At 49.0% G+C, this 21,139-nt stretch carries 19 protein-coding genes; 4 read left to right on the top strand and 15 right to left on the bottom strand.

Going from position 1 to position 21,139, the window contains the following annotated elements; translation table 11 throughout:
• Positions 1-85: 85 nt before the first annotated feature.
• From ispD to dapA, 11 genes are all read right to left on the bottom strand, one after another.
• The gene (ispD, locus tag H591_RS0109295) at positions 86-796 is read right to left on the bottom strand and encodes a 2-C-methyl-D-erythritol 4-phosphate cytidylyltransferase (RefSeq protein ID WP_022966678.1); all 711 of its coding nucleotides are present in this window, start codon (positions 794-796) and stop codon (positions 86-88) included.
• Positions 793-1,074 carry a cell division protein FtsB gene (gene ftsB, locus H591_RS0109300; protein WP_022966679.1) on the bottom strand — a complete coding sequence of 94 codons (282 nt, stop codon included), beginning with the start codon at positions 1,072-1,074 and terminating at the stop codon, positions 793-795. Before ftsB ends, ispD begins: the two co-directional genes overlap by 4 nt.
• A gap of 89 nt (positions 1,075-1,163) precedes the next feature.
• On the bottom strand, positions 1,164-2,453 hold the full coding sequence (eno, locus tag H591_RS0109305) for a phosphopyruvate hydratase (protein WP_022966680.1): 1,290 nt from the start codon (positions 2,451-2,453) through the stop codon (positions 1,164-1,166).
• A 53-nt stretch (positions 2,454-2,506) separates the two neighbouring features.
• Positions 2,507-3,352: a 3-deoxy-8-phosphooctulonate synthase gene (gene kdsA, locus H591_RS0109310; protein WP_022966681.1), complete on the bottom strand. Its 846-nt coding sequence runs from the start codon at positions 3,350-3,352 to the stop codon at positions 2,507-2,509.
• Complete coding sequence (locus tag H591_RS0109315; protein ID WP_022966682.1) at positions 3,349-4,980, bottom strand: CTP synthase; 1,632 nt, start codon at positions 4,978-4,980, stop codon at positions 3,349-3,351. The genes kdsA and H591_RS0109315 overlap by 4 nt, the downstream gene beginning before the upstream one ends.
• Positions 4,981-5,230: 250 nt before the next feature.
• A complete protein-coding gene (gene tilS / locus H591_RS0109320; RefSeq protein WP_022966683.1) occupies positions 5,231-6,559 on the bottom strand; it encodes a tRNA lysidine(34) synthetase TilS in 1,329 nt (442 codons plus the stop codon).
• Between the two features lie 80 nt (positions 6,560-6,639).
• The gene (locus H591_RS0109325; protein ID WP_022966684.1) at positions 6,640-7,590 is read right to left on the bottom strand and encodes an acetyl-CoA carboxylase carboxyltransferase subunit alpha; all 951 of its coding nucleotides are present in this window, start codon (positions 7,588-7,590) and stop codon (positions 6,640-6,642) included.
• A gap of 134 nt (positions 7,591-7,724) precedes the next feature.
• Positions 7,725-11,243 (bottom strand): DNA polymerase III subunit alpha, encoded by a 3,519-nt coding sequence (dnaE, locus tag H591_RS0109330; RefSeq protein ID WP_028244322.1) that lies wholly within the window; start codon positions 11,241-11,243, stop codon positions 7,725-7,727.
• A 57-nt stretch (positions 11,244-11,300) separates the two neighbouring features.
• Positions 11,301-12,170: a phosphoribosylaminoimidazolesuccinocarboxamide synthase gene (locus tag H591_RS0109335; RefSeq protein WP_022966686.1), complete on the bottom strand. Its 870-nt coding sequence runs from the start codon at positions 12,168-12,170 to the stop codon at positions 11,301-11,303.
• Between the two features lie 75 nt (positions 12,171-12,245).
• Positions 12,246-13,346, bottom strand: coding sequence for an outer membrane protein assembly factor BamC (gene bamC, locus H591_RS0109340; RefSeq protein WP_022966687.1), 1,101 nt, complete (start codon positions 13,344-13,346; stop codon positions 12,246-12,248).
• 18 nt (positions 13,347-13,364) lie between these two features.
• On the bottom strand, positions 13,365-14,243 hold the full coding sequence (dapA, locus tag H591_RS0109345; RefSeq protein ID WP_022966688.1) for a 4-hydroxy-tetrahydrodipicolinate synthase: 879 nt from the start codon (positions 14,241-14,243) through the stop codon (positions 13,365-13,367).
• Positions 14,244-14,417: 174 nt separating this feature from the next.
• On the opposite strand from dapA, the gene H591_RS0109350 reads away from it, so the two are divergent.
• The gene (locus tag H591_RS0109350) at positions 14,418-14,975 is read left to right on the top strand and encodes a glycine cleavage system protein R (RefSeq protein WP_022966689.1); all 558 of its coding nucleotides are present in this window, start codon (positions 14,418-14,420) and stop codon (positions 14,973-14,975) included.
• 15 nt (positions 14,976-14,990) lie between these two features.
• Complete coding sequence (locus tag H591_RS0109355) at positions 14,991-15,458, top strand: peroxiredoxin (protein WP_022966690.1); 468 nt, start codon at positions 14,991-14,993, stop codon at positions 15,456-15,458.
• 16 nt (positions 15,459-15,474) lie between these two features.
• Here H591_RS0109355 and H591_RS0109360 read toward each other — a convergent pair whose 3' ends face one another.
• Positions 15,475-15,720 carry a sulfurtransferase TusA family protein gene (locus tag H591_RS0109360; RefSeq protein WP_028244323.1) on the bottom strand — a complete coding sequence of 82 codons (246 nt, stop codon included), beginning with the start codon at positions 15,718-15,720 and terminating at the stop codon, positions 15,475-15,477.
• A 136-nt stretch (positions 15,721-15,856) separates the two neighbouring features.
• Between H591_RS0109360 and H591_RS0109365 the strand changes: the two genes are divergently transcribed.
• Complete coding sequence (locus tag H591_RS0109365) at positions 15,857-17,293, top strand: M48 family metallopeptidase (protein WP_028244324.1); 1,437 nt, start codon at positions 15,857-15,859, stop codon at positions 17,291-17,293.
• Between the two features lie 293 nt (positions 17,294-17,586).
• Here the strand turns inward: H591_RS0109365 and H591_RS0109370 are convergent, their stop codons facing one another.
• The 3 genes from H591_RS0109370 to purU form a co-directional block, all read right to left on the bottom strand.
• Complete coding sequence (locus H591_RS0109370) at positions 17,587-19,074, bottom strand: helicase HerA-like domain-containing protein (protein ID WP_022966691.1); 1,488 nt, start codon at positions 19,072-19,074, stop codon at positions 17,587-17,589.
• A gap of 68 nt (positions 19,075-19,142) precedes the next feature.
• Positions 19,143-19,337, bottom strand: a complete 195-nt coding sequence (locus tag H591_RS15150; protein WP_022966692.1) for a hypothetical protein — start codon at positions 19,335-19,337, stop codon at positions 19,143-19,145.
• Between the two features lie 72 nt (positions 19,338-19,409).
• Positions 19,410-20,261: a formyltetrahydrofolate deformylase gene (purU, locus tag H591_RS0109380; RefSeq protein WP_022966693.1), complete on the bottom strand. Its 852-nt coding sequence runs from the start codon at positions 20,259-20,261 to the stop codon at positions 19,410-19,412.
• Between the two features lie 494 nt (positions 20,262-20,755).
• Here purU and mvaT point away from each other — a divergent pair, with 494 nt between their 5' ends.
• Positions 20,756-21,124, top strand: a complete 369-nt coding sequence (gene mvaT, locus H591_RS0109385; RefSeq protein ID WP_022966694.1) for a histone-like nucleoid-structuring protein MvaT — start codon at positions 20,756-20,758, stop codon at positions 21,122-21,124.
• Positions 21,125-21,139 lie beyond the last annotated feature (15 nt).

The following is a 21,139-nucleotide window of genomic DNA, read 5'->3' on the forward strand; positions in this document are numbered from 1 at the left end:
GCGCTGTGACACTGTTGGCAGGCATTCAAGCAAGCACAAGACTGAAAACTTATAAAGCGAATGCCTTCACACTGCTGCAGGCTGACTACAGAGACGAAGACCTAAGAGATAATTGCGACTGCAAGAACAACAAGTCTTCTGGGCGGGTGATTTTAATATTACTGGAGCGGCCTTCAACAACCTGAGGAGAAAAACCTGCCCACTCCATCGCCGAGGACTCATCAGTCACCGCCACTTCAGTTTGTAGCGCATCAGCGAGCGCTCGTTGCAATTGACCGAGCTTAAACATTTGCGGCGTTAACGCTTGCCAGATCACACTGCGATCAATGGTTTTAACCACTCGCCCACTGGCGTCAATCTGTTTCAATGTGTCGCGCGCAGGCACGGCTAACAAACCACCAACCGGATCATCGGCTAAGCGGCTCAGTAAGCGATCTAAGTCATCACGCTCAAGTAATGGTCGTGCGGCATCGTGCACCAACACCCAATCGTCGGATTGAGCGCCACTTTCGTGCAGTGCGAGTAAGGCATTGAGCACTGACTCAGCCCGCTCAGCACCGCCGACAACAGTTTGTATCAGCCGATGCTCGGCAACCTTTAACTGCGACCACCAACTGTCATGCTCAGCCAACGCCACGACAATTCCGCGCAGACTTGGATGCGCTAAAAAACAGCTCAACGTGAGTTCAAGAATCGTTTTATTGGAGACAGTCAAATATTGCTTTGGGCATTGCGCCTGCATACGACTGCCAATCCCAGCGGCTGGGATCACTAGCCAAAATGACGGAGTTGTCATTCTGCCAACAAGAAGAGAGTCTCCCCTTCCTTGACCATACCCAACTCATAGCGAGCACGCTCTTCAACGGTTTCCATACCTTTTTTCAATTCCATCACTTCCGCATCCATGACCCGATTGCGCTCAAACAAGCGCTCATTCTCGGCTTTTTGCTCAGTAATTTGCTGCATCAGCTGCACACCTTGCGCGACGCCACCATCCCCCAGCCAAAGACGGTACTGCAACCCGAGAAGCAACACGAGCAGTACAATCAACAACCAGTAGGGTTCTTTCTTCATAGCGGTCTTCCATAGAAAAGGGCAGCTGATGTGGCTGCCCTTTGAACATCACAGCTACTGTGACATGCATCGCTCACAGAGGTTGCACATTAGCCGCGAAACTCTGCACGTCCGCGATAAGGTGCTTGACCGCCTAATTGCTCTTCAATGCGCAGCAGTTGGTTGTACTTAGCTACGCGATCTGAGCGGCACAATGAACCGGTTTTAATTTGTCCCGCCGCCGTGCCCACCGCCAAATCAGCAATGGTTGAATCTTCTGTTTCACCACTGCGGTGTGAAATAATCGCAGTAAAACCAGCCGCTTTAGCCATTTGAATGGCTTCTAGGGTTTCCGTCAAGCTGCCAATCTGGTTGAATTTAATCAAAATAGAGTTAGCTGTTTGCGTGTCAATACCTTGCTGCAAGATTTTGGTGTTGGTGACAAACAAATCATCACCGACTAACTGGACTTTCTCACCAATTTTGTCGGTCAGGATTTTCCAACCTGCCCAATCAGACTCATCCATACCATCTTCGATGGAGATAATTGGGAAGCGCTCAGTTAGGCCTGCGAGGTAATCAGCAAAACCTTGTGCATCAAACTTTTTACCTTCGCCAGCCAGATCGTACTGACCATCTTTGTAGAACTCACTGGCCGCACAATCAAGCGCTAAGGTGACATCTTCACCAAGCTTGTAACCGGCATTAGCAACAGCTTCAGCAATGGCCGCAAGCGCCGCCTCGTTAGATGCAAGATTCGGGGCAAAACCTCCTTCATCGCCAACCGAAGTGCTTAAACCACGATCCTGCAAAACAGCCTTGAGGTGGTGGAAAATTTCCGTCCCCATGCGCAGCGCGTCAGAGAAGGTTTTCGCACCAACCGGCTGCACCATGAATTCTTGGATATCAACGTTGTTATCAGCATGCTCGCCACCGTTGATGATATTCATCATTGGTACCGGCATGGAGTACACGCCTGGTGTGCCATTAAGCTCAGCAATGTGCGCATACAAAGGCATACCTTTGGCTTGAGCAGCAGCTTTCGCAGCAGCCAATGACACCGCTAAAATAGCATTGGCACCCAATGAGGCTTTGTTTTCAGTGCCATCTAAAGCAATCATGGCACGATCAAGCGCTTGCTGATCAGTGGCATCTTTGCCTAACAGCAAGTCACGGATTGCACCGTTGATATTGGCTACAGCCTTAAGTACGCCTTTACCCATGTAACGGCTTTTATCGCCATCGCGCAATTCCAACGCTTCACGCGAACCTGTTGATGCGCCGGAAGGAGCACAAGCACTACCAATGATGCCATTTTCTAAAATAACATCGGCTTCTACGGTAGGGTTACCACGGGAATCTAAGACTTCACGACCTTTGATGTCGATAATTTTTGCCATTGTTCTGCACGCTCCATACTGTATTGGGTCAAACCTAAAACGAAGTAATCGCCTTAAGCTGTTTCAATGGTGGGGAAACTTTTAATCAAATCATCTAACTGCTTAAGCTGGGTTAAAAACGGCTCAAGCTTATCTAAACGCAAGGCACAAGGGCCATCGCACTTAGCATTATCTGGGTCAGGATGCGCCTCTAAAAACAGTCCAGCCAAGCCTTGACTCATACCCGCTTTCGCCAACTCAGTCACCTGCGCACGACGACCGCCGGCTGAATCAGCACGGCCACCTGGCGTTTGCAGTGAATGGGTGACATCAAAAAAAACGGGATACTCAAACTCTTTCATAATGCCAAAGCCGAGCATATCCACTACAAGGTTATTGTAGCCAAACGCCGAACCGCGCTCACAGAGAATCAGCTGATCATTACCTGCTTCTTCGCATTTAGTGAGGATATGTTTCATCTCATGCGGCGCTAAAAACTGCGCTTTTTTGATATTAATCACCGCATTGGTTTTCGCCATGGCTACAACCAAATCAGTTTGGCGTGATAAAAACGCGGGCAACTGAATAATGTCACAGACTTCAGCCACCGGCTGCGCCTGATACGGCTCATGCACATCGGTAATCACCGGCACATTAAAGGTGCGTTTGATCTCTTCAAACACCTTCAGGCCTTCATCGAGACCTGGACCGCGGAAAGAGTTGATCGATGAGCGATTGGCCTTATCAAAGCTGGCTTTAAACACATAAGGAATCCCTAGTTTTTCAGTCACGCGCACATATTCTTCACAGGCGCGCATGGCTAAATCACGGGACTCAATTACATTAATGCCGCCAAACAAGACAAAGGGCTTGTCATTGGCAATTTCAATATCGGCGACACGAATGATTTTCTGGCTCATGCTTTACCTGCTTTATAGGCGAGTGCTGCTTCAACAAAACCTTTAAACAATGGGTGACCATCACGCGGGGTTGAAGTGAACTCCGGGTGGAATTGGCATGCGACAAACCAAGGATGATCTGCAACCTCGACCACTTCGACCAGTGCGCCATCTTCAGAACGGCCTGATACTTTTAAGCCTGCTTCGATCAACTGTGGCAACAACTGGTTATTAACTTCATAGCGATGACGGTGGCGCTCAACAATGGAGTCTTTGCCGTAGCTTGCATGGACTAAGGTGCCAGGAATTAACTGGCACTCTTGCGCGCCAAGACGCATGGTGCCGCCAATATCTGCATCTTCAGTGCGCTGTTCAACACTGCCATCTGCATCTTGCCACTCCGAAATCAGGCCCACAACAGGATGCTCGCTGTGCTTATCAAACTCTGTCGAATTGGCATCGGCCCAACCCAGCACATTGCGTGCAAATTCAATTACCGCAACCTGCATACCGAGGCAAATACCAAGGTAAGGAATGTTATTTTCACGTGCGTACTGCACCGCTTTGATCTTGCCTTCTACACCACGCAGACCAAAACCACCCGGCACTAATACTGCATCCACACCTTCGAGCACCTCAGTGCCTTGATTCTCAAGGTCTTCGGAGTCGATATACAGCATTTTCACCCGAGTTTGCGTTTCAATGCCGGCATGACTCATCGCTTCAATCAACGATTTGTAGGCATCCAGTAACTCCATGTATTTACCAACCATGGCGATCGTCACTTCTTGCTTAGGGTGAAGCTTGGCATCAATCACTCGATCCCATTCAGCCAAGTCAGCGCCATCGCACTCTAAGCCGAAACGCTCCATAACGAAATCGTCCAAGCCTTGGCTGTGCAAGATACCTGGGATTTTGTAGATCGTATCCACATCGGGCAGGCTAACCACTGCACGCTCTTCAACGTTAGTAAAGAGGGCAATTTTGCGGCGTGAAGAAATATCAATCGAACGATCAGAACGGCACACCAACACATCAGGCTGCAAACCAATCGAGCGTAACTCTTTGACTGAGTGCTGAGTTGGCTTGGTTTTCGTCTCACCAGCAGTCGCAATGTACGGCACTAAGGTTAAGTGCATCAGCATGGCGCGCTTGGCACCTACTTCCACACGCAACTGACGAATGGCTTCAAGGAATGGCTGTGATTCGATATCACCGACAGTACCGCCGATTTCAACCATGGCGATATCAGCATCACCAGCGCCTTTAATAATACGGCGCTTGATTTCATCAGTAATGTGCGGAATGACTTGGATGGTTGCACCCAAGTAGTCGCCACGGCGCTCGCGACGCAAGACTTCTTCATACACACGACCGGTGGTGAAGTTGTTATTTTGCGTCATGGTGGTGCGCACAAAGCGCTCGTAGTGGCCTAAATCAAGGTCAGTTTCGGCACCGTCGTGCGTCACGAAGACTTCACCGTGCTGGAACGGACTCATGGTACCCGGATCAACGTTGATGTACGGATCGAGTTTTAGCAGGGTGACTTTTAAGCCACGCGCCTCAAGAATAGCGGCCAATGAAGCTGAGGCAATACCTTTCCCCAATGAAGAAACAACACCGCCTGTGACGAAGATGTAGCGCGTCATAAATAACCCTGGATTCTGCGTTTAGGCGGCAAACCGCCGAAGATAAGCATTGAAAGCTGTGCTTGATAATTTGCAATTAAAACCAAGCGCTACAGGAGCAATTAAGCACCTGCACTAATCAACTAATAGACGGGAGAATAGTCTACGCGAAAGCTGTTTATGACTCAAACCAAGAAACCACTAAAAAACATCTTTTCTACGTTTAATTGCCCAAGACCACTCACTGATCAAGCAACAACAGCTTACTCGCTCAGACTCGCATCTTTTTTGAGTCTAGCTGATTCTCTGCAATAAGCTGCCAATCAATTGTTACCGAGCCAAGTGCTGCATGATTTAAATGCGTCAGATTAGCGATCGCCAACAACTGTCCTTGCTGAAAAACCAGCGGCAAACGCCCTCGCAGAAAAGCAGGTATCCTCTCTTCTTGCAAAAGACGCTTTAAATCACGATGGCCGCGCCCAGCAATCAATAGACGCTCAGCGCCCTGTCGATAACTGATCTGTAACGGTGCATGTAACTCACCACTAACGGTTAAATAGCCATTATTTGCTAACTGATAACGTCCAGCGCAACCAATAGTTAAGTTCAGTACAGGCGGCTCATCGAGATATTCTTCCGGCAACCAATACAAAGTATTTTGACTGCGCAGTAAAGCGCCTTGCTGCAAACGCCAGAGTGGCTTGGCAGCGCTTTTGGCGTCGCGTAATGTCTGCCAACTTTGCCAGTGGGCACTGTCAGGCGGCAAGGTAAAAGCAGCCAACCAATAACGTAATAGATTTTTCTGCCGCGCCAAGGACAAGTCACGCACAACACTTAAATCAAGGCTTGGTAAATGTAGCCAAGCTAAAGGCGCTTGTACCTGAGCATGCTCTAAATCCAATTCAGCCAGTTCATCTAACAACTGTTGTGCTTCTTGCATATGCTGCGCGGTACGTTGCAAGGTGCTACGCAAAGCCGGCCATCGGGTTTGTAGGCGTGGAATAATTTGCTGACGTAAATAATTACGAGCAAAGCCATCGCTGGCATTGGACGGGTCTTCAATCCACTGCAAACCCTGCTGCTGTGCATAGCCTTGCAAGTCTTGATGACTGATGCCTAATAACGGTCGCAGCAAATGCCCAGCGCGCAAAGTACGCTGCGCTGGAATACCCCGCAAACCTGAGACGCCAGCGCCACGTAACAGACGAAACAAAACAGTTTCTGCTTGATCATCCAAATGCTGCGCCATCAACAACACCTCGTCACTGTGCAAATGCTCAGCAAAGGCTGCATAACGCGCCTCACGCGCTGCTCGCTCAACACTGGCAGTCTGCGCAACATCAACTTCAATCACACTCAACGGCACCTGCAGCTCGGCACACACCCGCTGACAATGTGCTGGCCAAGCCTGCGCCGCCTCTTGCAAGCCATGCTGAATATAAATGGCCCGCAACCGAGGCAACCGATGCTGCTTGGCGAGACGTGCAACCGCATGCAGCAGCACCGTCGAATCCATGCCACCGGAAAAAGCGATGCAAAACGAAGATCTGTCGCGCCAAGGCAACAGTTTATCAAGGATGTGTTTTTCAATGTCTAGCATAAGAAACAGCCACAAGAACAGGGCTGCAAGGCGCACCCAAGTAAAGACTTAGGGCACGCCAGTGCTGCAAGCAGTGGCAATTAAGCGATACCAAAGCCCATCAACTTCTCGTAACGACGCGCTAACAATTCGTCGGTATCCAAGGTCAACAGCTCATCCAACTGTACCGCCAAGGTTTCACGAATCGACTCAACGGTCGTTTTAAGATCGCGATGCGCACCACCAAGTGGTTCAGCAATCACGTGATCAACGATTTTCAAACCCTGTAAACGCTCTGCAGTAATACCCATTGCTTCGGCAGCATCAGGGGCTTTTTCTGCAGTTTTCCAGAGGATCGACGCACAGCCTTCAGGGGAAATAACGGCATAAGTCGCATATTGCAACATATTCAAACGGTCGCACACACCAATCGCCAATGCACCACCCGAACCGCCCTCACCAATTACTGTTGAGATAATCGGTGTCTTCAGGCGCGACATCACCCGCAAGTTCCAAGCAATGGCTTCACTTTGGCCACGCTCTTCAGCGTCAATCCCAGGGTAAGCACCGGGAGTGTCAATGAAAGTCAAAATTGGCATTTTAAAGCGCTCAGCCATTTCCATTAAACGACAGGCTTTACGATAGCCTTCAGGGCGCGGCATACCAAAGTTGCGACGCACTTTCTCGCGTACTTCACGGCCTTTTTGATGACCGATCACCATCACCGGTTTGTCATTAAAGCGAGCAATACCGCCAACTAACGCGGCATCATCGGAGAAGTGACGGTCGCCGTGCAGCTCCTCAAACTCAGTAAATAAATGCTCAATATAATCCAGCGTGTAAGGACGCTGCGGATGACGCGCCATGCGGGCAATTTGCCAGCTGGTTAAGTTGGCAAAAATGCTTTTAGTCTGCGCATTACTTTTCTCTTGCAGACGCGCAACTTCCTCACCAATATTTAAGTCGTTGTCATTACCTACCAAACGTAACTCTTCAATTTTCGCCTGAAGATCGGCAATGGGCTGTTCAAAATCCAAAAAACTAGGGTTCATCAGGGGCATCCATTTTTTTGTTACGGCGGTTAGGCCGTGTTGCAATGTTTAAGATTTACGCGAAAGTAACAACGTAAATCACCAAATTCTGTATGGGCCGAGCCTGTTGGCTGACCATCACACATGTCGATGTGTTAACGATAGTGTAAAAAGACGTTATCTTTACCAAACAGGTCACGTAACGCCTGAATCAAGTCATCTGTGGGCTCTATTTTCCACTGTTCAGAAAACTCCAACAAAGCTGTGGCGCTGGCACCGGTGTACTGCACTGTCAGTGGACACGCACCTTTATACTGCAATAGTAATGCTTTTAAGCGCGTAAGACTGTCACGACTTAAGTCTGTCACAGACACATTCATGCGTAAACTTTGCGCCAAACTGGTACGCGCTTCTTCTAACCCCATCACACGCTTAGCACGCAAACGCAGACCGCCGGAAAAATCATCATGACTGACTTCACCTTCAACAATCACTAAGGCATCGGTTTGCAGTAAGGCTTGTGCTTGATTAAAGGCTTCAGCAAACAGCGATGCCTCAATACGCGCGGAGCGATCATCAAGGGTAATAAAACCCATCTTGTCGCCCTTTTTATTGCGCATCACGCGCAAGTTAACAATTAAACCAGCAACTGTCTGGGTGTCTCGAGCAGGTCGTAAATCAATAATACGCTGGCGAGCAAAACGTCTGACCTCACCCTCATATTCATCGATCGGGTGGCCGGTCAGGTACAAACCTAAGGTTTCTTTCTCGCCTTTCAAGCGTTCTTTTAAGGTCAACTCACGCGCGTTGCGATACTGCGCATATAGATCTACTTCTTCCTCAGCGAACATCTCGCCAAACAAATCCATGTGGCCACTTTCACGGTTGCGTGCAGCTTGATCAGCGGTCTGAATGGCCTCTTCCATCGCTGCCAGCAGCACGGCGCGGTTGCGATCAATGCCCGCTTGATACTCATCGAGTTGATCAGAAAAGTATGGACCCATGCGATCCAATGCACCGCTGCGCACCAAAGCATCCAGCGTGCGCTTATTAATGCGTTTTAAATCCATGCGCGCACAGAAGTCGAATAAATCGGTAAACGGCCGCTCACCGCGCGCGGCAACAATGGCTTCAACCGGGCCTTCACCGACTCCCTTAATCGCGCCAAGACCGTAAACCACATTCCCCTCAGAGTTAACAGTGAACTTGTATTCAGACTGATTCACATCTGGTGCCATAATGCGCAACTTCATGCTGCGGCATTCTTCGACTAGGATGACGACTTTGTCGGTGTTATCCATATCAGCGGATAACACGGCGGCCATAAACTGTGGAGGGTAATGCTGTTTTAACCAGGCTGTCTGATAAGACACCAAACCATAAGCCGCCGAGTGCGACTTGTTAAAACCATAACCTGCGAACTTCTCTACCAGGTCAAAAATATTACCGGACAGGTGCGGATCAATGCCATTGGCGGTACAGCCATCAACAAAACCACCGCGCTGTTTCGCCATTTCTTCAGGCTGTTTTTTACCCATGGCACGGCGCAGCATATCTGCTTGGCCTAAGGAGTAACCGGCCATCACCTGAGCAATTTGCATGACCTGTTCTTGGTACAAAATAATCCCGTAGGTGGGTGCCAGAACAGGTTTCAAGCCTTCATATTGATAATCAGAGTGCGGGTAAGCCAACTCAGCACGGCCATGCTTACGGTTGATAAAATCATCAACCATGCCCGATTGCAGTGGACCCGGACGGAACAAGGCCACCAGAGCAATAAGATCTTCCAAGCAGTCGGGCTTAAGCTTTTTAATCAGCTCTTTCATACCACGCGACTCAAGCTGGAACACCGCTGTGGTTTCTGCGCGCTGCAGCATTTGATACGTTGGCTTGTCGTCCAGCGGAATAAAGTCGATATCCAGCGGCGGCTCATCCAGCTTAGCACGGTCGCGGTTAATGTTTTCTAGCGCCCATTTAATAATGGTCAGAGTACGCAGACCCAAGAAGTCAAACTTCACCAGCCCGGCTGCTTCCACGTCATCTTTATCAAACTGGGTAACAAGACCGGCACCCTCTTCGTCGCAGGAAATCGGCGAAAAGTCCGTCAGTTTAGTGGGGGCGATCACTACGCCGCCGGCGTGTTTACCTGTGCCGCGAGTGATACCCTCCAATTTGAGTGCCATTGCCCAAATTTCTGCAGCTTCTTCATCGGCCGCAAGAAAATCGCGTAACGCCTCTTCTGCCTCAAATGCTTTACTAAGCGTCATGCCCACTTCAAACGGAATCATCTTCGACAGGCGATCCGCTAAACCGTAGGCTTTGCCTTGCACGCGCGCGACATCGCGCACCACCGCCTTAGCCGCCATGGTACCGAAGGTAATAATCTGACTAACCGCGGTACGCCCATAAGTGTTGGCCACATAATCAATCACCCGATCACGGCCATCCATGCAGAAGTCGACGTCAAAGTCAGGCATGGAAACCCGCTCTGGGTTAAGAAAGCGTTCAAACAGCAAGTCATACAGCAGCGGATCAAGGTTGGTAATGTGCAGTACATAAGCCACCAGACTGCCGGCCCCCGATCCACGGCCAGGCCCGACCGGCACACCGTTATTTTTCGCCCAACGGATAAAGTCCATGACGATCAAAAAATAACCAGGAAAGCCCATCTGAATAATAATATCCAGTTCAAAGTTCAGGCGATCATCATAGACTTTACGCTTAGCAGCATAATCAGGGGTATCTTTGGGTAAGGTCACTGACAGGCGCTCTTCTAGCCCCTCAAACGACACATGACGCAAATACTCATCAATGGTCATGCCTTCTGGCACAGGAAAGTCTGGCAAAAAGTGTGTACCCAACTGCACTTCGATATTGCAGCGTTTGGCAATCTCAACGCTATTGCGTAAAGCTTCTGGAATATCGGCAAACAGCTCAGCCATTTCTGCAGGCGTTTTCAGATACTGCTGATCCGAATAAATGCGCGGACGGCGCGGATCATCCAGAGTTCGGCCTTCACCGATACAGACACGGGTTTCATGTGCAGCAAAATCATCTTGCTGTAAGAAACGCACATCGTTAGTGGCCACCACAGCCACACCAGTCTCGGCCGCCAAAGCAACCGCCGCATGGACATGCTCTTCATCATTCTGGCGCTGCGTGCGCTGCAACTCTAAATAGAAACGATCGCCAAATACAGCTTGCCATTCAGACAGCAACGCAGCCGCTTTAGCCGTATCACCGGCTAGCAGGGCCAAGCCAATTTCGCCATCTTTTGCCCCAGACAGCGCAATCAAACCTGTAGCAGCCTGTTTTACCCAGTCTCGCTGCAAGATTGCTAAGCCATTATGTTGACCATCGGTAAAACCAAGGGAAACCAACTCGGTTAGATTGCGATAACCTTGTGGTGTCATCACCAACAAGGTCATCCGCGTCAGCGGGCCATCTTCTTCAGCACTAGCGAGCCAAATATCAGCACCACAAATCGGCTTCACCCCACCTTTTTGCGCGGCGGTATAAAACTTCACCAGCGAACTCATATTGCTCTGATCAGTGACTGCCACAGCAGGCATACCAGCGTCACTGACTGCTTTAATCAAGGGTTTGATGCGCACCAAGCCATCTACCACTGAAAACTCGCTGTGCACACGCAAATGAACAAATGAAGCCGACATTAAGCAACCTTTCTCAACAAATAAAGAGCGATCAAACACCGCTGTAGCGGTGACTGACTACTGAGTTAAACGCTGCAACGCTTCGCGGTATTTATCCGCCGTTTTTTGCGCAACATCCGCTGGAATGGCAGGCGCTGGTGGCTCTTTATTCCAACCGCTGCTCTCTAACCAATCACGCACAAATTGCTTATCAAAGCTCGGAGGGTTAGTGCCGACCTGATAGCTGTCTGCTGGCCAAAAACGACTGGAGTCTGGCGTTAATGCCTCATCCATCAAAGTCAAAGTGCCGTCATTGTCTAAGCCAAATTCAAATTTAGTATCGGCAATGATAATGCCGCGGGTTGCTGCGTACTCAACTGCTGCTTGGTATAGCGCTAATGATGCATCACGCACTTGCTTGGCTAAATCTTCACCAATAATCGCAGCACACTGAGCAAAGCTAATATTTTCATCGTGGTCGCCCACTTCAGCTTTAGTTGACGGGGTGAAAATAGGCTCCGGCAACTGCTGTGCTTCTTGTAGGCCTGCTGGTAATTGAATGCCGCAAACCGTGCCGCTGCGCTGGTATTCTTTCCAACCTGAACCGACTAAGTAGCCGCGCACAATGGCTTCAACAGCAACCGGCTTAAGACGCTTGGCCACTACTGCACGGCCTTCCACCAACGGCAACTCTTGCGCACTGACCACGTCACTGACCTGATCACCGGTAAAATGGTTTGGAATAATGTGCTCAAGCTTGTTAAACCAAAAGTTAGAAATCTCTGTGAGAATCTTGCCCTTGTCTGGAATGGGCTGCTGCAAAATCACATCGAATGCAGACAGACGATCGCTGGCGACCATCAGCATGCGCTGATCATCAATTTCATAAAGGTCACGAACTTTGCCTGAATAGAGTTTTTTGAGGCTAAGTGGAGGCTGCTGACTCATTGCAAAAATCCTATAGTTAGAAACGCAGCAGGCGAAATCATCGTTTCGCCTGCTGGTGAATTGAATAGCTTGAAACTAGTCTAAATTGCTACGCAACTGCTCTAAAACGCGCAAGCTGACATCGGCAGGCGCTAAAGTCTCTAAGTCACGCTCAACGCTGACGAACACTTGCTGGTTAATTGCCGTCAAACGCACGATATAGCGCTCTTTGCTGACTGTTTCAGCAGCTTTCTTTTTAGAACTAAATAAACGCTTAAAGAAACCTGGCTCTTCTTTCTTCGCACCTTCAGCCAAATCAATGTAGTAAACACCGGCGCTGCGGTTGAGGTCATCAACGCGAATATCTGCGGCGCTCAAGGCACGACCTACACTCGACCAAGCACGATCAAAGCTGGCATCCAAGCGCAACACCTTAGTGTTGTTACCGCCATCAATTAAGGTCACACGCTTAGGCGTGTCGTAGGTTTTACTGGCCAACAATGAGACAGAATCACCTTTTTCATTGCTCTGCGCTAGGTAGACATTAAGCTCTTCGAGTAACACGGCAGCAGTGCTGTTGGTGGTTGAGTTTTCCGACCAAGGCGCAGCAACTTGACTGCTGGTGTTGCGCTGAGCTTGATCGATAAAGATCTCACTACTGTTGCGCTGCACACCAGGCTCAATACGCACGCGAAAGCGCGTTTGTAAATCATTCGGTGCACTGCCCCACAACTGGCGAACCAGCCCAGCGTTGAACTCACTTGGAGCCTGCCATTGAGTAGTAAACTCACCCAAATGCGCACGCTCCTCAGCAATTTTAAAACCATTCTCCTCAAAAAACTGTTGCGCTACAGGCCAGACTTGCGCAGGAATACGCTGCGCCACGACCCAGCTTAAAGAGCCACTTTTTTGAACGCTAAAATCACCTGAGAAAGCACTGGCTGGCAAAGCCTGTGGACGCGGCACTTTATAGTCGTCAGTAGGTGCCGCCGCGGTAATACGGTGCGGAATGGGCAGCAACGGATCAAGATGCTTGGCTTGCGTACCTGCAGGCAACTGCATTACTGGCGTCGGACGCGCCTCAAGATAATCACCGCCACGGTCACGAAAGTAGCCGTCTTTACCCATCAACCATCCACAGCCTGTAACACTGCTGGCAGTGACTGCTAGCACACATATTCCGGCAAATCGCTTCATGCGTTTTAAAACCTCAAATTAATTCAAAATGCCGGACTGACGCATGGCCTGGCGTAAAGTGTCATGGTATTGCTCACTGAACCAGGTCAGCGGTAAACGAATGCCTTGCTCAATTAAGCCCATCTGTTGCAATGCCCATTTCACAGGGATTGGATTGGCTTCTAGAAATAAGTTCTCATGCAGCGGCATTAAACGGTCATTGAGTGCTTTTGCTCCCTCTGCATCACCAGCCATAGCCAACTGGCACAGCTCATGCATCGCACGCGGCGCAATATTGGCCGTCACTGAAATATTACCTTTACCGCCAGCCAACATCAGCTCATAGGCGGTCGCATCATCACCAGAATACACATAAAAATCGCTGGGTACGCGGGCGATAATATCTTTAGCACGGTCAATGTTACCGGTCGCTTCTTTAATACCAATGATATTGGGTACTGCAGACAGGCGCACGACAGTGTCCGCCAGCATATCGCAGACCGTGCGGCCTGGTACGTTATACAAAATCTGCGGGATCGCTACGGCTTCAGCAATATGTTTAAAGTGCTGATAGAGACCTTCTTGGGTCGGTTTGTTGTAATACGGGGTCACTAACAAACACGCATCCGCACCAACGCTTTTTGCATTGCGGGTTAATTCGACCGCTTCACGTGTGCAGTTGGCGCCAGTACCGGCAATCACAGGAATGCGGCCCTTGACTTGATCCACCACACGACGAATCACTTCAACATGCTCTTCAACATTCAAAGTTGCCGACTCACCAGAAGTACCCACAACGACTAATGCGTCGGTACCTTCTTGCAAGTGAAAATCAACAAGCTTAGTCAATGCCTGCCAATCAAGTGCGCCGTGCGCATCCATGGGCGTAACTATTGCGACCATACTGCCCGAAATCATGCAACCGCTCCTGCCAAAATATAATAGAAATATAAGAGATCAGTAATGTTACTGATGCCTTTCGCCTTGCACAAGCACTGCTCGCGTCTTTGCCATTCCACTTGTCGTCTCTTTTCGTTACCCTAGCGCTCTTAGAGGCGTAAAATACGCTCAAAATCTTTGCAGGAATGTTAAATGTCTGTTCTCCCGTTACGTGATCAATACCTATTAATCAGCGCCACTGGCCGCGATCCATTAGAACTGACTAACGTGATTTGCCGTGCCTGCCAAGAAAACCGCTGCTCAGTGATCAGCAGCCGCTTAACTCGCCACGGCCAATACAGTGTCTTAGTTGTTCAAGCAGGCGGCTCTTGGGATGCTTTAGCGCGTCTTGAGGGCAGTTTAACCTCTCTAGCCAAGCGCCATGATCTACAACTGACTCACACCCGTAGCGAAGATGAAGAAGAGCGCCCGCAAGCGCTGCCTTATATTGTTTATGTCAGCGCGTTATATCGTCCAGACATTCTCGCAGAATTATGCCAATTCTTTGCGAATCACCAGATTGGCTTAGAAAACATTACTTACGATACTTATCAAGCGCCACAAACCGATACCACCATGCTCAACGCCACTATTACCGTGACCTTATTGGCCAGTACGCAAATCAACTGGCTACGCGATCAGTTTTTAGACTTTGCTGATTCGCTAAATCTAGATGCTTTAATCGAGCCGTGGCGCCCACAAACACCTTAAGTGTGAGGAACACCTATGCTGAACCAACCTATTGAGAACTTCACTGCCCAAGCAACCAGCGAAAAAAAAGTACAACTCGCGGACTTAGCAGGGAAAAATGTAGTGTTGTATTTTTACCCGAAAGACAACACCCCAGGCTGCACCACTGAAAGTCAAGATTTCCGCGACTTACATGAGCAATTTGCGGCAGCAAACACTCTAGTGTTTGGTGTCTCTCGCGACAGTATGCGCACCCATGAAAACTTTAAAGCCAAACACAGTTTTCCCTTTGAACTGATCAGCGATCCTGAAGAAACCCTGTGCAAACAGTTCGATGTGATTAAATTAAAAAAACTCTATGGCAAAGAACACATGGGCATTGAGCGCAGCACTTTCTTAATTGATGGCGCGGGCGTTTTACGTAACGAATGGCGCAAAGTTAAAGTTGCTGGCCACGCTGCCGAAGTGCTGAGCGCCGCGCAAGCTTTGTCAGCGGACTCCTAGCCTGAAGAAAGCGCAATCAGCAGTCTTTACGCAACCAATAAGTAAACACAGCCTGCTCTACTGTTTCATCCAGCAGGCTGTGACCCGCCAAGCGCGCAAAGGAACGAAAATCACGCTGTGATCCTGCATCAGTGGCCAGCACTTTTAATACCGAGCCGATGGGCATGCTATTGAGTGCCAATTTGGCCTTCAACAATGGCATCGGACAGGCTAAGCCTTGCGCATCCACTTCCACATCATGTTGCCGCACTGTTTTATTCATTCAACCACACCCTCTTTAAAGAACACTTAAGCATCCCCATAGTCTAAGTAAGTTCATGCAATTTCAATTGCTAGCCTTGCCCAGAGTTTGCGCGCATTGTAGCGTATACGATCGTTAAATTCGTAAAGAGAGTGCCATGCCGTTTTTCCGCCCCGCTCTATTAGTTCTGGCCTGTCTATTGGCGCAACCTGCCTTGGCCGACGACTTGCCTTCGCTCGGCGACTCCAGTTCATCTATTGTTTCGCCTGAGCAAGAGCATCAACTGGGACGTGCTTGGTTGAGTATTTTACGCGGTCAGGTGCGCCAACTTGAAGACCCTCTGCTTAAAGACTATGTCGAACGCAGCGTGTATCGCTTAGCGGAAACGAGCCAACTCAATGATCGCCGTCTAGAATTTATTCTACTGGCCAGCCCACAACTCAATGCCTTCGCCGCACCTGGCGGCATTATTGGTATCAACGGCGGTCTGTTTTTACATGCACAAACTGAAGCGGAATACGCCTCGGTACTGGCGCATGAGTTAGCGCACTTATCGCAGCGTCACTTTGCCCGCGGCTTAGAAGCACAAAAACGCATGCAAATTCCGTTAATGGCAGCAATGCTGGCAGGCGTGATCGCCGCCGCTGCCGGCGGTGGCGATCTAGGTATGGCCGCACTTGCTTCAACGCAGGCCGCAGCCATTCAAGAACAACGACGTTTTTCTAGGCAGAACGAGCAAGAAGCTGACCGCATCGGCTTAGTCAATCTGTCCAAAGCTGGCTTTGATCCGCGCGCGATGCCTAGCATGTTTGAACGTCTGATGCGCCAATATCGCTACGACCGCATGCCGCCTGAGTTTTTACTGACTCACCCTGTTTCCGAGTCTCGGATTGCCGATACGCGTAACCGCGCTGAGCAATATAACGACGGTCAAGGCGTGGTTGACAGCCTGTATTACCAACTGATTCGCGCGCGCTTACAACTGACTTTTGAAGACACATCTGGCTTAGCTTTGAAACGTTTTCGCAGTCAACTTGTGGATGATCCACAACTGGAGTCGGCACGTTACGGGTTAGTCTTGGCGTTAATTCGCGCCAATCAACTGGAAGAAGCGCGTAGCCAGTTAGAGCCACTACTGAAGAAAAGCCCAAAGAGTATTATTTATAATCTAGCAGCGGTCGATTTAGAAATCAGTAGCAGCCAGTTTTCCCAAGCCAGTAGGCGCGTGGAGGGTTTACTGCAAAGCTACCCGAATAATTTCCCGCTGATGAGCGCTAAATATGAAATTCAACTCAAGCAAAATGATATTGCCGGCGCGGAAAAAACCATCAACCTTATATTAAAACAGCGCCCCAATGATCCTGACATCTGGTTTGAAGTCGCTGAAGTGCGCGGTCTTTCCAACAATATTATTGGCTTGCATGAAGCTCGCGCGGAGTTTTTCTCTCGTGTAGGCGATTACACCCAAGCCATTGAGCAACTCGATTACGCTAAGCGTCGCGCCAGCAACAACTACCCACTGGCTGCACGCATTGACGCTCGCCAACAAGTATTGATTCAAGAAGAAGAAGCCATCAAGCAAATGCTTAGATAAGTATTTAGGCCGCACTACTTATTTAAAGTCAGCCCTTTGCCAGCCTGTGAATTTCAATTATTACTTGAATGACCAACCCTGCAATAGTGCTGACAACATAGATGATCAACGAGTACTTCGGAGTAGGTGTGATAAGCGCAGCCTAGGATGGCGTAGCGCCAGAGTTAAACCCTGGATAGGCTCATCGACGGATTAACACTTACCCCGAAGCGCATCACTCGGTTGGTAAGCAAGCAAAGCGAGCATTGCGGGCGAGCCGCCCGCGCTCCCAAGCAAACATCTGCAAACAACCTCTAACGCTTACCGGTCAACGAACCAAGAATACCGCGCAGAATCTGCCGACTGATCTGATTGACCGCTTGACGCACAGTGCTTTTATATACTTGCCCTGCGATACCACCCAAAACATCAGCCACGCCGCCATTGGCACTGTTCGCTGCAGCTTTTTTCGACTTAGCCACAGGCACCTCTGGTGCGCTTTGCGCTTGTTTTTCAGCACGTTCTGCAAGCATCTCATACGCCGAAATACGATCAAATGCCTTTTCATAATAGCCGAGTAAAGGCGAGCAACTGACCAAGCTTGCACGCTCAGCATCATCTAACGGCCCGACCCGTGATTGTGGTGGCGCAATTGACACGCGACGCACCATCGAAGGCGTACCTTTCGCCTCCAAACCACCGTACAGGGCTTCACCAATACCTAATTCAGTTAACACTTTTAAGGTATCAATCGCAGGATTGGGTCGAAAACCATCAGCCACTGCTCTTAACGACTTCTGTTCTTTAGCAGTAAAAGCGCGCAAACCATGCTGGATACGCATACCCAACTGTGCCAGCACGGCATCGGGCAAGTCAGCCGGTGACTGAGTTACAAAAAACACCCCCACGCCTTTTGAGCGAATCAAGCGTACGACCTGCTCCAAACGATCGCGCAAGGCTTGCGGCGTACCTTTAAACAGCAAGTGTGCCTCATCAAAAAACAACGCCAAGATAGGTTTATCAGCATCACCGCGCTCAGGTAACTGCTCAAACAACTCAGCCAGCAACCAGAGTAGAAAGGTTGCATACACGCGTGGCGCTTGATGCACCAAGCGGCTGGCATCGAGCATATGAATACGTCCACGACCATCACGATCAACACGTAAAATGTCTTCCAATTGCAGCGCTGGCTCGCCAAACAGCATCTCACCGCCCTGCTGCTCGAGCATCGATAGTTTGCGCTGCAAAGCATTGGCCGATTGCGCTGTATATAAAGCCCGATCAACACCGAGTGCGTCGGGCTGATCGCGCAAATGGTTGAGCATGGCTTTTAAGTCTTTTAAATCCAGCAGCAGCAAGCCTTCACGATCCGCCACTTGAAAAGCCAGATATAAAATAGCTTGCTGGCTGTCAGTCAACTCCAATAAGTTGCCGAGTAACAAAGGCCCCATATCGCTGATAGTGGTACGCAGTGGATGCCCTGTTTCGCCGTACACATCCCACATCGAGACGGGATAAGCTTGCGGCGTATGTGCAAGCCAAGGCATTGAAGCAATGCGCTCGGCAATTTTGCCTTTAGGCTCACCCGCCGCAGCAATTCCACAGAAATCACCTTTAATATCGGCAGCAAACACAGGCACACCAGCATCACTGAAGGCTTCAGCCAAACGCTGCATGGTGACCGTTTTACCAGTACCGGTGGCGCCAGCAATCAAACCATGTCGGTTAGCAAAACGTAAGAGATGGCCAATCGGCAAACCTTGCTTATCCGCCCCTAGCACTAGTTGATCAGCTTGCGTCATGTCTTTGTTCTCCAATTGGGCATACGGGCTGCATCGCGTGCGCCACGCACTATTTAAAAGTTGTTGTTTTATTTTTTAACCGGCTCAGTACCGTGCTCGACCTGCAGTTGCTGGCGAAATGTTTCGGCAGCAGAAAAATCAGCACCTTGCTGCTCATTTAAAGCATCAGGATCAAAACGACTCAAACAGCCCTCGCCAACTTTTGCTAACGGCTGCACAGTCGCTTGCAGGATAGGCTGTTGCTCATCGTCATCACTGCTCATAGCGTCACTCCATCCACGTTACTGCTAAACGCAAAGTGCTACAAACAAGCAGCCCTTAGCAATTCGCAGCGATTAATCAAACACGACGGTTTTATTATCATGAATCAGCACACGGTCCTGTAGGTGATAGCGTAAACCTCGCGCCAGCGCCATTTTCTCTACGTCTTTACCGTTACGCACCATATCTTCAATGCTGTCGCGATGACTGACGCGCACCACGTCTTGCTCGATAATCGGACCTGCATCTAAATCCTGAGTGACATAGTGACAGGTTGCACCAATCAGCTTAACGCCGCGTAAAGCCGCCTGATGGTAAGGTTTAGCGCCGATAAACGAAGGTAAGAAACTATGGTGAATATTAATCACCCGACCATGGTACTTCTCACATAAATCAGGCGGTAAAATCTGCATATAGCGAGCAAGTACCACGCAGTCGGCAGCATGCTCATCAATCAAACGGCTGACTTCAGCAAAAGCAGGCTCTTTATCTTGTGGATCGACTGGCACATGATAAAAAGGAATGCCATGCCATTCGACCATACTGCGCAAATCATCATGATTGGCAATTACGCAAGGGATCTCACAATCCAGCTCATTGCGGTGCCAGCGGTGCAATAAATCCGCCAAACAATGGGATTCGCGACTGGCCATTAACACCACGCGTTTTTTGACATCAGAGTCAGTCACCTGCCACGTCATCGAAAACTCATTGGCGATCGGTGTAAACGCCTGCTTGAAACCATCCAAATCAAACGGCAAAGATTCTGCACGAATTTCATGACGCATGAAGAACCAACCGCTGTGTTCATCCGAGTGATGGCTCGCCTGATGAATCCAACCATTATAAGTAGCTAGAAAATTACTGACTTTAGCAACAATACCGACACGGTCTGGGCAAGCAATAATGAGGCGAAACGTGCGCATGCAAAACTCCACAAAGCCAAAAAATCAATTAATAAAAACAATACTCAGCATTCTACCGCTCCCAGACAGCTGCGTCAGCAAACGAATGCCCATCCTTCATCTCAGCGAGCTCTAACAGCAAACCCCAGCATCTCTTTTATTACTCCACACTAAAATAATGGTTATAACTCTCAATACCTTGCAACAAACAAACCCTTAGCATGATCAGCTATTAATTTTACCTATCGTAAACATTGAATATTTAAATAATGAAAATATAGATTTACACATTTACTCACATATATTACAAAATTCATTATACTTTTATAATTAATATTCTTTACATAAGCGCTAGATACGCCTATCATTCAACGCATATTAAGGGATCTCAAATGAGCTCATCGCCATTACTGAGAAACTTGGAGTTTTATAGAGTTTCACTAGATCACTGGTGACTTACGGACACGCTCGACAATCCTTAATCTACACATCAACATTTACTAGAGGATTCTTCCATGTCATTGATTAATGAATTTCGCGAAACCAAAGAACGTATTAAAGAACTTGAAGAGCGTCTAGCTAGCCTGTCACAAGACAGCAAGTTAAAGAAAGAACTCGAATTTGAAGAAAAATTACGCATTTTGATGAGCGAATATAGCAAATCACTTCGCGATATTACTTTGATTCTTGATCCACAAGCAGCGCGCGGCGTAACTAAGACAACTAGCACACGTACACGCAGCCCACGCAAAATGAAGCAGTACAACAACCCACATACCGGTGAAGTCATCGAAACTAAAGGCGGCAACCACAAAGTTCTAAAAGAGTGGAAAGCTAAGTGGGGCGGCGACACTGTTGAGTCTTGGGTAACTTTACTCGACTAAAACTTTAGTTCAGTT

It is taken from the genome of Denitrificimonas caeni DSM 24390 (assembly GCF_000421765.1).
Lineage (GTDB): Bacteria > Pseudomonadota > Gammaproteobacteria > Pseudomonadales > Pseudomonadaceae > Denitrificimonas > Denitrificimonas caeni.

Bases quoted from the DNA above. Each gene is read 5' to 3' on its own strand.
- ispD (WP_022966678.1), bottom strand. From the start codon at position 796: ATGACAACTCCGTCATTTTGGCTAGTGATCCCAGCCGCTGGGATTGGC.
- ftsB (WP_022966679.1), bottom strand. From the start codon at position 1,074: ATGAAGAAAGAACCCTACTGGTTGTTGATTGTACTGCTCGTGTTGCTT.
- eno (WP_022966680.1), bottom strand. From the start codon at position 2,453: ATGGCAAAAATTATCGACATCAAAGGTCGTGAAGTCTTAGATTCCCGT.
- kdsA (WP_022966681.1), bottom strand. From the start codon at position 3,352: ATGAGCCAGAAAATCATTCGTGTCGCCGATATTGAAATTGCCAATGAC.
- H591_RS0109315 (WP_022966682.1), bottom strand. From the start codon at position 4,980: ATGACGCGCTACATCTTCGTCACAGGCGGTGTTGTTTCTTCATTGGGG.
- tilS (WP_022966683.1), bottom strand. From the start codon at position 6,559: ATGCTAGACATTGAAAAACACATCCTTGATAAACTGTTGCCTTGGCGC.
- H591_RS0109325 (WP_022966684.1), bottom strand. From the start codon at position 7,590: ATGAACCCTAGTTTTTTGGATTTTGAACAGCCCATTGCCGATCTTCAG.
- dnaE (WP_028244322.1), bottom strand. From the start codon at position 11,243: ATGTCGGCTTCATTTGTTCATTTGCGTGTGCACAGCGAGTTTTCAGTG.
- H591_RS0109335 (WP_022966686.1), bottom strand. From the start codon at position 12,170: ATGAGTCAGCAGCCTCCACTTAGCCTCAAAAAACTCTATTCAGGCAAA.
- bamC (WP_022966687.1), bottom strand. From the start codon at position 13,346: ATGAAGCGATTTGCCGGAATATGTGTGCTAGCAGTCACTGCCAGCAGT.
- dapA (WP_022966688.1), bottom strand. From the start codon at position 14,243: ATGATTTCGGGCAGTATGGTCGCAATAGTTACGCCCATGGATGCGCAC.
- H591_RS0109350 (WP_022966689.1), top strand. From the start codon at position 14,418: ATGTCTGTTCTCCCGTTACGTGATCAATACCTATTAATCAGCGCCACT.
- H591_RS0109355 (WP_022966690.1), top strand. From the start codon at position 14,991: ATGCTGAACCAACCTATTGAGAACTTCACTGCCCAAGCAACCAGCGAA.
- H591_RS0109360 (WP_028244323.1), bottom strand. From the start codon at position 15,720: ATGAATAAAACAGTGCGGCAACATGATGTGGAAGTGGATGCGCAAGGC.
- H591_RS0109365 (WP_028244324.1), top strand. From the start codon at position 15,857: ATGCCGTTTTTCCGCCCCGCTCTATTAGTTCTGGCCTGTCTATTGGCG.
- H591_RS0109370 (WP_022966691.1), bottom strand. From the start codon at position 19,074: ATGACGCAAGCTGATCAACTAGTGCTAGGGGCGGATAAGCAAGGTTTG.
- H591_RS15150 (WP_022966692.1), bottom strand. From the start codon at position 19,337: ATGAGCAGTGATGACGATGAGCAACAGCCTATCCTGCAAGCGACTGTG.
- purU (WP_022966693.1), bottom strand. From the start codon at position 20,261: ATGCGCACGTTTCGCCTCATTATTGCTTGCCCAGACCGTGTCGGTATT.
- mvaT (WP_022966694.1), top strand. From the start codon at position 20,756: ATGTCATTGATTAATGAATTTCGCGAAACCAAAGAACGTATTAAAGAA.